General features: G+C 62.8%; 14 protein-coding genes. 10 read left to right on the top strand and 4 right to left on the bottom strand.

Features of this window, described 5'->3' with window-relative positions; translation table 11 throughout:
• Positions 1-29 precede the first annotated feature (29 nt).
• A complete protein-coding gene (locus CK219_RS15925; RefSeq protein ID WP_095767699.1) occupies positions 30-695 on the top strand; it encodes a GntR family transcriptional regulator in 666 nt (221 codons plus the stop codon).
• 99 nt (positions 696-794) lie between these two features.
• Positions 795-1,766 (top strand): glycosyl transferase family 90, encoded by a 972-nt coding sequence (locus CK219_RS15920; RefSeq protein ID WP_095767698.1) that lies wholly within the window; start codon positions 795-797, stop codon positions 1,764-1,766.
• 5 nt (positions 1,767-1,771) lie between these two features.
• Here the strand turns inward: CK219_RS15920 and CK219_RS15915 are convergent, their stop codons facing one another.
• Positions 1,772-2,815 (bottom strand): aldo/keto reductase, encoded by a 1,044-nt coding sequence (locus CK219_RS15915; protein ID WP_095767697.1) that lies wholly within the window; start codon positions 2,813-2,815, stop codon positions 1,772-1,774.
• A gap of 251 nt (positions 2,816-3,066) precedes the next feature.
• Between CK219_RS15915 and ppk2 the strand changes: the two genes are divergently transcribed.
• On the top strand, positions 3,067-3,987 hold the full coding sequence (gene ppk2, locus CK219_RS15910; protein WP_095767696.1) for a polyphosphate kinase 2: 921 nt from the start codon (positions 3,067-3,069) through the stop codon (positions 3,985-3,987).
• 183 nt (positions 3,988-4,170) lie between these two features.
• On the opposite strand, the gene CK219_RS15905 is transcribed toward ppk2, so the two are convergent.
• Positions 4,171-4,815: a dihydrofolate reductase family protein gene (locus CK219_RS15905; protein WP_095767695.1), complete on the bottom strand. Its 645-nt coding sequence runs from the start codon at positions 4,813-4,815 to the stop codon at positions 4,171-4,173.
• A gap of 123 nt (positions 4,816-4,938) precedes the next feature.
• Between CK219_RS15905 and CK219_RS15900 the strand changes: the two genes are divergently transcribed.
• Entirely contained in the window at positions 4,939-5,634 is a 696-nt protein-coding gene (locus CK219_RS15900; RefSeq protein WP_210200004.1) for a GNAT family N-acetyltransferase, read from the top strand.
• Here CK219_RS15900 and hemB read toward each other — a convergent pair.
• Both hemB and CK219_RS15890 read right to left on the bottom strand, forming a co-directional pair.
• A complete protein-coding gene (hemB, locus tag CK219_RS15895) occupies positions 5,591-6,622 on the bottom strand; it encodes a porphobilinogen synthase (protein ID WP_095767694.1) in 1,032 nt (343 codons plus the stop codon). The two genes, CK219_RS15900 and hemB, sit on opposite strands and share 44 nt — an antisense overlap.
• A gap of 82 nt (positions 6,623-6,704) precedes the next feature.
• Positions 6,705-7,517 (bottom strand): DUF2066 domain-containing protein, encoded by an 813-nt coding sequence (locus CK219_RS15890; protein ID WP_095767693.1) that lies wholly within the window; start codon positions 7,515-7,517, stop codon positions 6,705-6,707.
• Between the two features lie 177 nt (positions 7,518-7,694).
• Between CK219_RS15890 and CK219_RS15885 the strand changes: the two genes are divergently transcribed.
• From CK219_RS15885 to CK219_RS15855, 6 genes are all read left to right on the top strand, one after another.
• On the top strand, positions 7,695-8,738 hold the full coding sequence (locus CK219_RS15885; RefSeq protein WP_095767692.1) for an enoyl-CoA hydratase/isomerase family protein: 1,044 nt from the start codon (positions 7,695-7,697) through the stop codon (positions 8,736-8,738).
• Positions 8,735-9,157 (top strand): DUF6163 family protein, encoded by a 423-nt coding sequence (locus CK219_RS15880; RefSeq protein ID WP_095767691.1) that lies wholly within the window; start codon positions 8,735-8,737, stop codon positions 9,155-9,157. The genes CK219_RS15885 and CK219_RS15880 overlap by 4 nt, the downstream gene beginning before the upstream one ends.
• A gap of 301 nt (positions 9,158-9,458) precedes the next feature.
• Positions 9,459-9,974 carry a MarR family winged helix-turn-helix transcriptional regulator gene (locus tag CK219_RS15875; protein ID WP_040983294.1) on the top strand — a complete coding sequence of 172 codons (516 nt, stop codon included), beginning with the start codon at positions 9,459-9,461 and terminating at the stop codon, positions 9,972-9,974.
• Positions 9,975-10,454: 480 nt separating this feature from the next.
• Positions 10,455-11,708, top strand: a complete 1,254-nt coding sequence (locus CK219_RS15870) for a L,D-transpeptidase family protein (RefSeq protein WP_095767690.1) — start codon at positions 10,455-10,457, stop codon at positions 11,706-11,708.
• A gap of 420 nt (positions 11,709-12,128) precedes the next feature.
• Entirely contained in the window at positions 12,129-13,442 is a 1,314-nt protein-coding gene (gene glyA / locus CK219_RS15860; RefSeq protein WP_095767688.1) for a serine hydroxymethyltransferase, read from the top strand.
• Positions 13,443-13,517: 75 nt separating this feature from the next.
• Positions 13,518-14,096 (top strand): hypothetical protein, encoded by a 579-nt coding sequence (locus CK219_RS15855; protein ID WP_095767898.1) that lies wholly within the window; start codon positions 13,518-13,520, stop codon positions 14,094-14,096.
• Positions 14,097-14,105: the final 9 nt, after the last annotated feature.

Below are 14,105 nucleotides of genomic sequence, written 5' to 3'. Positions count from 1 at the left end.
TCAACGCGGCTTGGAAAACGGGACGACAAATGTCGCAGATGCAAAATGTCGAAAGACAGCTTCGCGAGATGATCCTCGGTTTGGAGATCGGCCCGGGCGAGCGGCTGACCGAGCGCTGGATCGAGAGCCGCTTCGGCGCGTCGCGCACGCCGGTGCGGGCCGCGTTGCTGCGCCTGGAGACGGAAGGGCTGATCGGCCGCGACGGCCGCGGCTGGACGGTGGCGCCGATCAACCTTGCCGAACTCGGGCAGATCGCCGTCTACCGCGAGGCGGTCGAAGTCGCGGCGGTTCGCCTCACGGCGGCGTTCGAAGACCGTGGCGGCATCGACGTGATCGCGGCGATGCTCGATTCCTGCGATGCTGAGACGCCGCGCGAGGAGTGGCATCGCGTCGGCCTGGATTTCCACATCGAACTGGCAAGGCTTTCCGGCAACGAGTTTCTGCTCAGGGCAGTGCGCGACGCGATGACCAGGCTGTCGCGTGCGCGCTGGCTGGAGGTGCGCGATGAGAAGGCGCTCGGCCGTGCTTGGGCCGAACATCATGCCATCCTCGCCGCCGTCAGGAGCGCCGATGCCGATGAAGCGGCGCGGCTGCTTTCCGCTCACATCGCCGGCAGCCGAGATCGGCTGGTCACCTCATTGCATGACGACCGGCGCGGTTTGCGCGCACGCGGGTTTGCCGTGGTCGCGGCTTGAGGGAAAGCGTCGACTCAACGCGGGTTGCATTAGCGGGCTTGCAACATGGCCGGGAGAATGCTGTAGGAGACGAGGGGAACTTGCTGAACTCGCGGACGTATGGCCACACTCTCTCGAACCGCCGCAAAGCTGTTCTATTACGCGCGCAATTTCGCGCGCGACCGCGCACCGCAGTCCCTGTTTCGCGACCGCCTCGCCAGCCGGCTTGAACAGGCCATGCTTTCGGGCAAGACGGTTCGCGAGCGGCTGAACTACTACAACAAGCTGGAACACCCGTTCGTGCCCAGTCCGGACGCCGTAGCCGTCGGCAAGCTGCCGTCCTCTTCCAGCATGTATTATTACGACCTCAAGGAATTCGCGCGCTATTTCGATCCCGGCCTGCTGATCGATTTCGAATTCGGCGACGTTGTCGGGGTTCCGGAGTTCCCGAGGATCGTCAAGGACCGGCCCATCGGCGACGACAATGCGAACGGCGTGCTGATGAAGCTGAACAAGTTCCGTCACTTCTACATGCCCCCCGACAACCTGTCTTTCGCCGCCAAGCGTCCGATGGTGGTGTGGCGCGGTCATCTCAACAATCCGATTCGCACCCGCTTCGTCGAAAAAGCCGCCGACATGCCGATTTGCGATGCGGGTTCCCACAGAGCCGATGCGCCGGACGGATACCGCAAGCCGTTCCTGAACATCGAGCAGCAGCGACAGTATCGCTACATCGTCTCGCTCGAAGGCAATGATGTCGCGACGAATCTGAAATGGATCATGAGCTCCAATTCACTTTGCCTCATGCCGGAACCGACCTACGAAACCTGGTTCGCCGAAGCCCAGGTCGAGCCCAACGTCCACTACGTGCCCCTGCAGCCGGATTTCTCCGACCTGGTCGACAAGGTTGCCTATTTCGAAAAACATCCCGACGAGGCGGGACGGATAACCGCCGCCGCCAATGCCTATTGCCGCAGATTCGGCAATGAGCAGGACGAGCAGGCGATCTCATTGCTCGTCCTTTATAAATATTTCGTGCTGAGCGGACAGATAAAGCCCGACGCGGAAGTCTGGCGCTTTATCGCCGGCTGAGCGTTTTAAGCGTGAGAGCGGTCGAGCACCTCGTCGGCCGGCCCGAAACGATCCCTGACCGTGAACTGCTGGTGCCAGTAGGGATAAAGCACCGGCGGCCGGCTGACGGCGTCGAGACGCTGCCGTTCGTCCTCGGTGAGCGACAGGCTTGCCGCGGCGAGGTTGTCCTTGAGCTGCGCCTCGTTGCGCGCGCCGATCACCAGCGAGCTGACGGCCGGTCGGCCGAGCAGCCAGGCAAGCGCCACCTGCGCGCCCGAAACGCCGCGTGCCTTGCCGATGAAGTTGAGCACGTCGACAATGCGCCACAGGCGATCCTCGTCGCGGATCGGCGGTTCCGTCCAGCCGCCGATCTGGCGCGCGGTCGGGCTGTCGCGATGGTATTTGCCGGAGAGCAGCCCGCCGGCCAGCGGGCTCCAGACCAGCACGCCGAGGCCCTGGTCGACCGAGATCGGCAGCAATTCGTATTCGGCCTCGCGCGCTTCCAGCGTGTAGTGGATCTGCTGAGTGATGAAACGGGCCTGATGGCGGCTGTCGCTGACGGCAAGAGCCTTCATCACCTGCCAGCCCGACCAGTTGGAGCAGCCGACATAGCGGATCTTGCCCTGATTGACCAAGGTGTCGAGCGCCGCGACCGTCTCCTCGACCGGCGTGAGCCCATCCCATTGGTGGACGAAATAGACATCGATGACGTCGGTCCTGAGCCGCTTCAGGCTCTTTTCGCACTCGCGGATCAGATGATGGCGCGACAGGCCTTCGTCATTGGGGCCGGTGCCGATACGCATGCGCGCCTTCGAGGCGATCAGCACATCGTTCTTGCGCTTGCCGCCAAGCGCCTCGCCGATGATCTCTTCCGACAACCCGCTGGAATAGACATTTGCGGTGTCGATGAGGTTGATGCCGGCATCGATGCAGGTGTCGATGATGCGTTTGGCTTCCGAAAGATCCGAATTGCCGACGGCGGCGAACGGACCGGTGCCGCCGAAGGTCATGGTGCCAAGCGTCAATGTCGAGACTTTCAAGCCGGATCGGCCGAGCGTGCGGTATTCCATGTCGGTCCTCGCAATTTGTTTTGAAGAAGCGCCGTGGCGAGCGCCGGAAAGAGGCGAGGGATTTGTAGGACAATTCCCGCCGCTTGTCGCCCCGCTATCGATACGGGGTCGATCACATATCTTCCATGTCGATGCAGCTGCCGGGCGATTGCAATAAAACCGTCATTGCGCCTCTGTATCTCAGTCGGCTTACGGAGTGTCCGGCCGGGCTTCCGAAGCGGTGATGGCTGACAGGCAGACGGAGCAGCGCGATGAATGAACTGAAACCGAATTCCGGAGCCAAGGACTGGCTGGAGGCCGAGCTCGAGGATACGCTCGACGAGGACTATGAACTGGAGCTGTCCGAGCCGGCGCTCTCGCTCGAGATCGCCAAGATCTACAAGAAGTCGCATCCGCCCTCCATCGAGCGCATGACCTATTTTCGCGAGCTGCTCAGGCTGCAGTCGGAGCTGATCAAGCTGCAGTCCTGGGTCGCCTACCACAAGAAGAAGCTGGTGGTGGTCTTCGAAGGCCGCGATTCCGCCGGCAAGGGCGGCGTCATCAAGCGCATCACGCAGCGGCTCAATCCGCGCATCGCCCGTGTCGTGGCATTGCCGGCGCCGACCGAGCGCGAGAAGTCGCAATGGTATTTCCAGCGCTACGTGCCGCATCTGCCCGCGGGCGGCGAGATCGTGCTGTTCGACCGCTCCTGGTACAACCGCTCCGGCGTCGAGCGGGTGATGGGCTTTGCCAATGGGGACCAAGTCGAGGAGTTCTTCCGCGACGTGCCCGAATTCGAGCGCATGCTGGTCCGCTCCGGAATCACCCTGGTGAAATACTGGTTCTCGATCACTGACGAGGAGCAGCAGATGCGCTTCCTGATGCGTATCCACGATCCGATGAAGCAGTGGAAGCTCTCGCCCATGGACCTGCAGTCGCGCGTGCGCTGGGAGCAGTACACCAAGGCCAAGGAAGAGACCTTCGCCCGCACCAACATTCCGGAAGCGCCCTGGTTCATCGTCGAGGGCAATGACAAGAAGCGGGCACGGCTGAACTGCATCGACCATCTGTTGCAGCAGATGCCCTATGAGGAGGTTCCACACGAGGAAATCACGCTGCCGGAGCGCGTCTTCAATCCAGAATATGAGCGCCAGGTCCTGCCGCGCGAACTCTACGTGCCGGAGAAGTATTGAAGGGTCTTTCCTTCTCCCCTTGTGGGAGAAGGTGGATCGGCGCGCAGCGCCGAGACGGATGAGGGGTGTTGGAAGAAATGGGGCGGTGACGATTTCCAGCTCGTTGCCAAGCTGGAGCACCCCTCATCCGACCTCGCTTCGCGAGGCCACCTTCTCCCACAAGGGGAGAAGGAGAAGCCTGGCCTACGCCCGCCCGATCATCACATGCGTGGCATCCGCCGTGGCAACCTGTTCCATGCACTGATACCCCAGCTTCAGCATGTCGAGCCCGGCGAACAGATGCTCGCCCGAGCCGAGCAGGACAGGCGAGATGGCCAGATGCATCTCGTCGATCAAGCTCTCCTGCAGATACTGCCGTACAGTCGAGACGCCGCCGCCGACCCGCACATCCTTGCCGCCGGCCGCTGCCTTCGCCTGTTCGAGCGCCGAATGGATGCCCTCAGTAACGAAGTAAAAAGTCGTGCCGCCTTCCATCTCGATCGGTGCGCGTTTGTGGTGCGTCAGCACGAAAGTCGGTACATGATAGGGCGGGTTGTCGCCCCACCAGCCTTTCCATTTGTCGTCCGGCCATTCGCCGCGGCTCGGCGCGAACATGTTGCGGCCGAGGATCCACGCGCCGACATTCTCAAAGCTGCGCACGGCAAACTCGTTATCTGTATCCGTGGTCCCGCCATCCTTGCCGATCATCTGGTGGAAGGAGCGGGTCTTGATCATCCATTTGTGCAGATTTTCGCCACCGACGCCGAGCGGTGTGTCGAGGCTTTGGTCGGGACCGGCGCCGTAACCGTCGAGCGACAAGGTGAAAGCGTTGACACGCAACTTGGACATGGCTGCCTCCTAAACCAGTTGTAATTCGAAATCAGTCTTTGGGATAGCTTAACTGATTGCGTATTGCAAGCAGTTTATTCCAGCGGGCTGACGACTTTCAGATCGGCCATCCTGCCGGCCCGGTTGTTCCTCGAGGCGATCTGTGACAGCGTTTCTCCGGTCAGGGTACGTTATGCCTGCGCGATGACCGCTCGACCCCAGGATCAGAAGCTTGCCATACGGGTGCTCACATCGCAGTTGTGGCCCGCGCTCGAGGACCTGTTCGGCGAAAAGGGCGCGACGGCGGGATGCTGGTGCATGTACTGGCGCATCGGCGCCGGCTACCGCAAGCAACCGGCTGATCGCAACCGGTCGGCGTTCAAGACGGTGGTGCAAAGAGGACCGCCGCCAGGTTTGCTTGCGTTCGAAAGGGAAAAGGCCGTCGGCTGGTGTCAGATAACGCCGCGCAGTGCCTTGCCGCATCTGGGCAGGGTCTGGCGGCTGAGGGCTGGCGACGATGTGCCGGTATGGTCGCTGTCTTGTCTCTATGTTCGCATCGGCTATCGCAGGCGGGGGATCGCCACCGCATTGATCGAGGGTGCGGTGGCGCTTGCGTTCAAGAGCGGCGCGCCAGCCGTGGAGGCCTATCCGATAGACGCGGAGCTGTCGCCCAGTGCGTCAAGCACCGGCTATGTCTCGACCTTCGAGCGCATGGGTTTCGTCCGCGTGCCGTCTCCAACGAGGGAACGGCCAATCATGCGGCTTACCCGCACGAAAACGGAGCGGGCGTTCGAGGCTAGCCCCTCAGCATCTCCGCCACCACCGGCGCGAAATAGGTGAGCACGCCGTCACAGCCCGCCCGCTTCAGCGCAAGCAGCGATTCCAGCATCGCCTTTTCGCCGTCGATCCAGCCATTGGCGGCCGCTGCTTTGATCATCGAATATTCGCCCGACACCTGATAGGCGAAGGTCGGCATCCGCAGTTCGTCCTTCAGCCGGCGGATGATGTCGAGATAAGGCAGGCCGGGCTTGACCATCAGCATGTCGGCGCCCTCGGCGAGGTCCTGCTCGGCCTCGCGCACGGCCTCGTCGGAATTGGCATGGTCGATGTAATAGGTCTTCTTGTCGCCCTTGAGCAGGCCGGCGGTGCCGACCGCCTCGCGATAGGGGCCGTAGAAGGCCGAGGCGAACTTTGTCGCATAGGACATGATCGCGACGTCCTGGAAACCGTTGGCGTCGAGCGCGTCGCGAATGGCGCCGATGCGGCCGTCCATCATGTCCGACGGCGCGATGATGTCGGCGCCGGCGGCGGCCTGGATGACGGCCGCGGCGGCGACCTGCTCCACCGTCTCGTCATTGACGACGATGCCGTCGCGCAGGATGCCGTCATGGCCGTGGCTGGTGAACGGGTCGAGCGCGGCATCGGTGATGATGCCGATCTCGGGCACCGCATCCTTGATGGCACGCGTGGCGCGGTTGATGACATTGTCCGGGTCGAGGATGTGCGATCCCATCTGGTCGCGCAGCGCAAGCTCGACATTGGGGAAGGTGGCGATGGCCGGGATGCCCAGCTTGGCTGCGCGCTCGGCTTCCTTCACCGCGAGGTCGACGGACAGGCGATAGACACCCGGCATCGCGGCGATCGGCCCGCGCGTGTTCTTGCCGTCGATGACGAAGATCGGCCAGATCAGGTCGTTCACCGAAAGCTGGTTCTCCTGCACCAGCCGTCGCGACCAGTCGGCCTTGCGCATGCGCCGCAGCCGCCGGCTGCCGGTGATCTCATCGACGCTGCGCGCGCCGGCGGGCTTTGCGGGAGTGAATTTGTTCATCGCCGAAACTCTCTTTTGCGCCGGTTTTTACCACGCGTCTCCGCTGCTGACCAATGCGACACGATTGTGCCAGGCACGCGCCTCACGGCTGCCCGTGCCCCGACAAGATCTGCGCCGCGCCCCTGATCGCCACACGGAACGCCTCGTCGAAGCTGACGCCGCGCGCCTGCCAGCGATAGGTCCTGCCGCGATCGTCCAGCCGCCAGTCGGCGATCCAGCCAAGCTCCTTGTCGCTCCACACGATGCTGCCGGCGAGCGCCCGGGCCGCTCCCGCTTTCTTCGCGAGCTTGTCGAGCTTTGCCATATCGGCGGCCGCGAGCGCCCTTTCGTCCAGGCCGCCAAGCTGGCTGGCCTTTGGAAAGACAATGCGCATCAGCAGTGGACTTGTGGCGTTGGCGAAGGATTCCCTCATGGTCTTGCCCAGGTCCTCATCCGCCGTCAGCACGAAATGCCGCGAGCCCTGCTCGGCGGTCATGAAGACGGCGATAGGCGGCCGCTCGCCGAGCCAGGGCCTGCTGCCGAGTTGCGCCAGCAGCTTGTCGATGACAGCTGGCTTGTAGAGGCAGGTGAGATCATGCGGCCTGTCATGCGTGCCTTGCTCGTCGTGGATCGGGATGCCTTCGAGGCGGTCGTGATAGCGGAAGGATTGCACGAAGTCGGCCGCCTTGTCGCGCAGAGCCAGCATCTCCGTCTTCTGCGTCAGGCGCTGGTCGCCCGAGACCTTGACCAGCACCTTGTCGAGGCAATCCTTGAAGCCGATCTCGCGATTTGCCTCGCCGGTGCCGGTGACGATCGCCTGCGCCTGGTAGAGCTCGGCGATTGTCGCGGCGCGGACGGGCAGTCCCAGACATAGGAGACCGACCAATCCAACCGCGAAGCGGGAAATTCCAGGCATGTCGATCTGCTCGAAACCTGTCGGGCGCGGGCACAGTGCTTTGCCGGTTACCTAACATCTGGCGCTGCCGCCCGCCAGCGCAAGGAGCGCTCCCCAGTAACCGCCGCCATTGACGCGTCTCCATGCCGCCTTTAGCACTTCTCTCCCCCGGCGGGCGGAGAGAGGGATTCTCTGGTGATGGATTTTGGCGGAGGCGACGAGATCCGCTTCGAGCGGCTGGGCAGAGCGGGTGTGGTCACTTTGACCCGCCCCAAGGCTCTCAACGCCGTCACGCACAACATGGTCAAGGCGCTCGGCAGGGCGCTCGACGCCTGGGAGCAGGACACGGGCGTCGGTGTCGTCGTCGTCAAGGCCGAGGGCAGGGCGTTTTCCGCCGGCGGCGACATCCTGCACATCTACGAGGCCGGCCGCGCCGGCGAACCTCCGGTCGATTTCTTCGCCGACGAGTACCGGCTCAACGCCCGCATCGCGCGCTTCAAAAAACCTTATATCGCTTTGATCGACGGCATCGTCATGGGCGGCGGCGTCGGCATTTCCTTCCATGGCTCGCATCGCGTGCTGACCGAAAACGCGCAGTTCGCCATGCCGGAGGTCGGCATCGGCTTTTTCCCGGATGTCGGCGCCAGCCATTTGCTGCCGGATCTCGGCGGCTCCTTCGGCATGTATCTCGGGCTGACCGGAAATCGCATCCGCCACGGCGATGCGCTTTGGTCGGGGCTTGCCACGCACACCATCAAGGCGCAGGACCAGGCTAGGTTGCTCGACGAGCTGGCGACCAGCAACGATCCGGATGCCGAGCTGCGCAATTTCTCCGTCCCGGCAAAACGCGAGACGGAGCAGCAGGACCTGGATTCGATCGCACGCCATTTTTCGCAAAGCTCGCTTGCCGATATCATCGCCAGCCTCGAGGAGGCCGCCGCCGGCGATGCTTTCGTCGCCAGGACGCTTGCCACGATCAAGACCCGTTCGCCGACCAGCCTAAATGTCGCCTGGCGCGAGATCAGCGCCGGCTCGACACTGTCGATGGACGAATGCATGAAGATGGAGTTCCGCATCCTCAACCGCATGCTTGCCGGCCATGATTTCTACGAAGGCATCCGCGCCGCCATCATCGAAAAAGGCTCGAAGCCCGAGTGGCGACCGGCAGGACTGGATGAGGTCCGGACGGCCGACATCGACGCCTATTTCGCGCCGCTCGGGGACAAGGAGCTTGTCCTGTGAGCGAGGTCACCTCCAGGCGCGTGGTGCTGCAGCCCTCGACCACCGAGGTCATCTTCGCCTGGTTCCAGCGCGTCATCGCCGGCTACTGCCTGTTGTTCGGCATCCTCTATTGGATCCGCCTCATCGGCATTTATCCGGGCGAGATGTGGCGCTTCGACCTGATGCCGGTGCACTGGCAGGTGGCGGCGGCCATGCTCGCGGTGTTCTTTCCCTTCGCCGCCGCCGGCCTCTGGATGCTGGCATCGTGGGGGCCGGTGATCTGGTTCATCTGCGCCGCGACCGAGACGGTGATGTATGCCGGTTTCCCCGATCTCTTCGGCCACCGGCTGCTGATTGTCGTATCGCACGCCTGCGTGGCCTTGCTCTACATCGTCTTTCGCGTCACCATCTGGCTGCAGAAGCGCCGGCTCCGCCAATGAGCATGATGCCGAAAAGTGTGAAGCGGTTTTCGGACGATATCATGCTCCACCCATAAAGCCGGCCGAGGGCCGGCCTTCGGAGCCGGTTTCGCGGCCCCGTTTCACTGCAAGATCCATTGGCTAAATCTTTAGGTTAATTGTTCTTGCTCGGGTGACCGATCGTTAAGCGTCTTCCGAAACCTCTTACCGGTAAGCTCTTGTTAGCCCTGGCGTTTAAGTCGAATTTTATGAGTATTCGATAGTGTCGCGATCAAGGTGAAAAACAAAAAATCACCAAGGCGACAAACGAGAGGCAAAGACAATGATCAATTCGCGTCCGGCGGCGAAGACCGCAAACGTATCCGACGATCGCCGCGAGGCTATCCGCTCGCTTTACATGGAATCGCTGCAGCTGGTGGAGCGTCTGCACCGCCGCCTGCTTGACGTGATCAAGGACGAGTTCGACCGCAACGGCCGTTCCGACATCAACGCCATCCAGGCGCTGCTGCTCTTCAACATCGGCAATTCGGAGCTGACCGCCGGCGAGCTGCGCTCGCGTGGCTATTATCTCGGCTCCAACGTCTCCTACAATCTGAAGAAGCTGGTCGACCTCGGCTTCATCAACCACCAGCGCTCGCGCATCGACCGCCGTTCGGTCCGCGTCTCGCTGACGCCGAAGGGCAACGAGGTGGCCGACGTCGTCGCCGGCCTCTATGAGCGCCATGTCGGCTCGATCGAGGCGGTCGGCGGCATCAACACCGACGAGTTCAAGCAGATGAACCGCGCGCTGCAGCGGCTAGACCGCTTCTGGAACGATACGATCGCTTACCGGATGTGAGCGCTTCGCAATTGGGGACGGGAAAGCCGCGCCGAAGAAGCGCGACCGGGAGAAGAGTACGGGATCGGTGCTTGAAGCGCACCGGTCCTATTCTTTTTGCGAAGGCGGGCATCTGCGGGAGTTTGACCGTCGCTCTGCGCATTGAAGCTCCGCGCCTGAAGGGCAGGGTGCTTACTTCGCAAGGACGCGCCAGCATCGCGCGATGCAAAAAAGCATCGCCGCCCTTCCTTTCACCTTGCCGCCGCATGCAAATCGCGGGCCAAGGCCACGTTGCCGCCATAATCGCGGTCAATGCGGTTTGTGAGTGACGCTGAGGGCCTGTGCCTTGCGCTCCTTGGAACCTGCGTTGCGGCAGCGCGTTTCTGGCGGCCGACCGATGCGGGTCATGGTTGGCGAATTGTTAAGTTGGCCACCCCTAGAGTGCGGACAAGCCGCCCGGCAAGCGAATTGAGCGAGAGCGAATAGCCAAGAATGTCTGCCATGAGAACAAGCCGCCGTTTCTTCCTCACTGGAGCCTCCGCGCTCGCCGCCGCCATGGTTGCCGGTCATGCGAGCGCCCAGGACGTGATCGGGGACATCCTGAAATCCTCGACACGCGGCAATTGGGATGATCAGTTTGACGCGCGCGGCACCGACACCAACAAGGTCGCCTCGACGCTGCCGATCTTCAGCCTGCAGACGGTGGCCTTCACCGAGCAGGCGGTGGCGCAATACCAGAACATCGTCTCCCAGGGCGGCTGGGAGCAGGTTCCGGCCACCAAGAAATTGCAGCTTGGCGACGACGATCCGGATGTCGTGCCGTTGCGCAAGCGCCTGATGGTCTCGGGCGACCTGCCGCAGAGCGCCGGCATTTCAACGGCCTTCGATTCCTATGTCGACTCGGCGGTAAAGCGCTTCCAGCTCCGTCATGGCCTGCCGGCTGACGGCGCCATGGGCAAATACACCTACGCCGCGATGAACGTGTCGGCGCAGGTCCGGCTCGGCCAGTTGCAGACCAACCTGCAGCGCCTGAAGGAAAAGGCCGGCACGCTGGGCGACCGCTACGTGCTGGTCGACATTCCGGGCGCCCAGGTCGAAGCGGTCGAGAACGACCGCGTCGTGCTGCGCCACACCGCGATCGTCGGCAAGATCGACCGCCAGACGCCGATCGTGAACTCGAAGATCAACGAGATCATCGTCAATCCATACTGGAATGCGCCGGTCTCGATCGTGCGCAAGGACATCATTCCGCTGATGCGGAAGGACCCGAACTACCTCAAGGACAGCCACATCCGCCTGTTCGCGCCGGATGGCAGCGAGGTCGATCCGATGACCATCGACTGGTCGACGGACGACGCCGCGAAATACCGTTTCCGCCAGGATCCCGGCGCCGGCAACGCCATGGCCTCGGTCAAGATCAACTTCCCGAGTCCGGACGGCGTCTACATGCACGACACGCCGCAGCAGAGCCTGTTCGGCAAGCTGATGCGCTTCGATTCCTCGGGCTGCGTGCGTGTCCAGAACGTGCGCGACCTCGTCACCTGGATCCTGCGCGACACGCCCGGCTGGGACCGCCAGCATTTCGAGGCAGCGATCAAGACCGGCGAGAACACCCCGATAAATGTGGTCAACCCGGTGCCGGTTCACTTCCTCTATCTGTCGGCGTGGTCGACCGCCCCGGGCGTCGTGCAATTCCGCGACGACATCTACGGCCTCGACGGCGCCAGCGAGCTGCAGATCAGCTCCGCGCTTTAAGCATCCGATCTAAGAAGAAAAAGGCCGCTCTCGTAGCGGCCTTTTCGTTCAGGTCAGCCGCAACTGCCAGCAAGCAGAACGACAGCCTCGGTGCTGGACGGCGCGCCTTCAATTGCGCATGATCGGATTAAATCAGCGATCAAACCGGCTTCAGACTGGCGGGCATTGAGGCTGAGCGAGCCGAACTGCAGGCCATGCTTCGTCGTGGTGGCATCAACGACCACACGGCGTGCAAGCTGTTCACCGAAATCACCTTCTCAGAGGCGATGCTGAAGCCGCGTACCGCGCGATTAGCACCCACTAGACTTGCCTTGACGCAAACCGGCCAGCAAATTTCGCGCCGCAAACGTGGCGGGCCGAAAACAACTGTGTTAATGCGCGGCGACCTCGCAGACCTCCGGCCCCAAGGGAAAGCAAGCCATGTCAAATGCCGCGGCAGCCTCCACCAAATTCGAATCCTTCTTCGAGACCACGCTTGCCGATGCCGATCCGGAAATCTTCGGCGCCATCCGCAATGAGCTCGGCCGCCAGCGCCATGAGATCGAGTTGATCGCTTCCGAAAACATCGTGTCGCGCGCCGTGCTCGAGGCGCAGGGCTCGATCATGACCAACAAATATGCCGAGGGCTACCCGGGTAAGCGCTACTATGGCGGCTGCCAGTTCGTCGACGTGGCCGAGGAACTGGCCATCGAGCGCGCGAAGAAGCTGTTCGGCTGCAACTTCGCCAACGTCCAGCCGAATTCGGGCAGCCAGATGAACCAGGCAGTGTTTCTGGCGCTGCTGCAGCCCGGCGACACTTTCATGGGTCTCGACCTGAATTCGGGCGGCCATCTCACCCATGGCTCGCCAGTCAATATGAGCGGCAAGTGGTTCAAGGTCGTCTCCTACGGCGTGCGCAAGGACGATCACCTGCTCGATATGGACGCGATCGAGAAGACCGCGCATGAGACGAAACCGAAGCTGATCCTGGCCGGCGGCACCGCCTATTCGCGTATTTGGGACTGGAAGCGTTTCCGCGAGATCGCCGATTCGATCGGCGCCTATCTCATGGTCGACATGGCGCATATCGCCGGTCTCGTCGCCGGCGGCATGCATCCGTCGCCGCTGCCCCACGCCCATGTCGTGACCACGACGACCCACAAGTCGCTGCGCGGCCCGCGCGGCGGCATGATCCTGTGCAATGACGAGGAAATCGCCAAGAAGATGAACTCGGCGGTGTTCCCGGGCCTGCAGGGCGGGCCGCTGATGCATGTCATCGCCGCCAAGGCGGTGGCGCTCGGCGAAGCGCTGAAGCCGAGCTTCAAGGCCTATGCCGAAAGCATCGTCGCGAACGCCAAGGCGCTGGCCTCCAGCTTGCAGGAGACTGGCCTCGACATCGTCTCGGGCGGCACCGACAATCATTTGATGCTGGTCGACCTTCGTCCCAAGAACGCCACCGGCAAGCGCGCGGAGGCAGCCCTTGGCCGCGCCAACATCACCTGCAACAAGAACGGCATCCCATTCGATCCGGAAAAGCCGTTCGTCACCTCTGGCGTGCGCCTCGGCACGCCGGCCGGCACCACGCGCGGCTTCGGCCAGGCCGAGTTCCGCGAGATCGGCAAGCTGATCGCCGAGGTGCTGGACGGGCTGAAGGCGGCGAATTCCGATGAAGGCAACGCGGCGGTCGAGGCCGCTGTGAAGGCCAAGGTCACGGCGCTGACGGATCGCTTCCCGCTCTATCCCTATCTCGGTTGACCGGGCGCCGCGCGTCATCTTTTATCCTGCGCTTGCGCCGCTCCTCTGGGCGGCGCGGCTTATGGAGATCCGATGATGCGTACTTCCCGTCTCGCCGCGGCTTTGCTTGGCCCGCTTGCCGCCTCCGCCGCGATGGCTCAGGACGAAACCAAGCCGAATACTGATCTGCCCGCCACCAATACTTTCGGCAGGTGGACCACCATCATCGATACGCTCGATACCGGGCAGGACGCGCACAAGACCTGCGCCGCCTCGACGGCTTTCCTCGACGGCAACGGCAATGCCGGATCCCTGACGCTGTCGATCTCGACCGGCGACGCGCTGCCGCCGGATGCCTATCCGGCCATCATGTTCATCATCGACAACAAGACCTTGCCGACCGGCGACAAGATCGCCGCGACTTTCGGCGACCCCGGCGTGAAGGTCGCCGCGACGGTCACCTCCAACGCCGCCGCCGGCGGCCGCCCGAGCTGGATGGTCGACAACCAGGCCAAGACCAGCCTGGCCTTGCTGCGCGCCATGCGCAAGGTCACCTCGCTCGATGTGACTTTCGGCAAACAGGCCGTCGCCAGCATTCCGATGGATGGCTTCACCAAGGCTTATCGCAATCTCGGCACGTCCTGCGGGTTTTCCACCAAGGACGTCGCGCCCTGACGTTGCCGG

The organism is Mesorhizobium sp. WSM4313 (assembly GCF_002294725.1).
Lineage (GTDB): Bacteria > Pseudomonadota > Alphaproteobacteria > Rhizobiales > Rhizobiaceae > Mesorhizobium.
The sequence above is the reverse complement of the archived record's forward strand: the minus strand, read 5'-3'. Positions and strand labels throughout refer to the sequence as shown.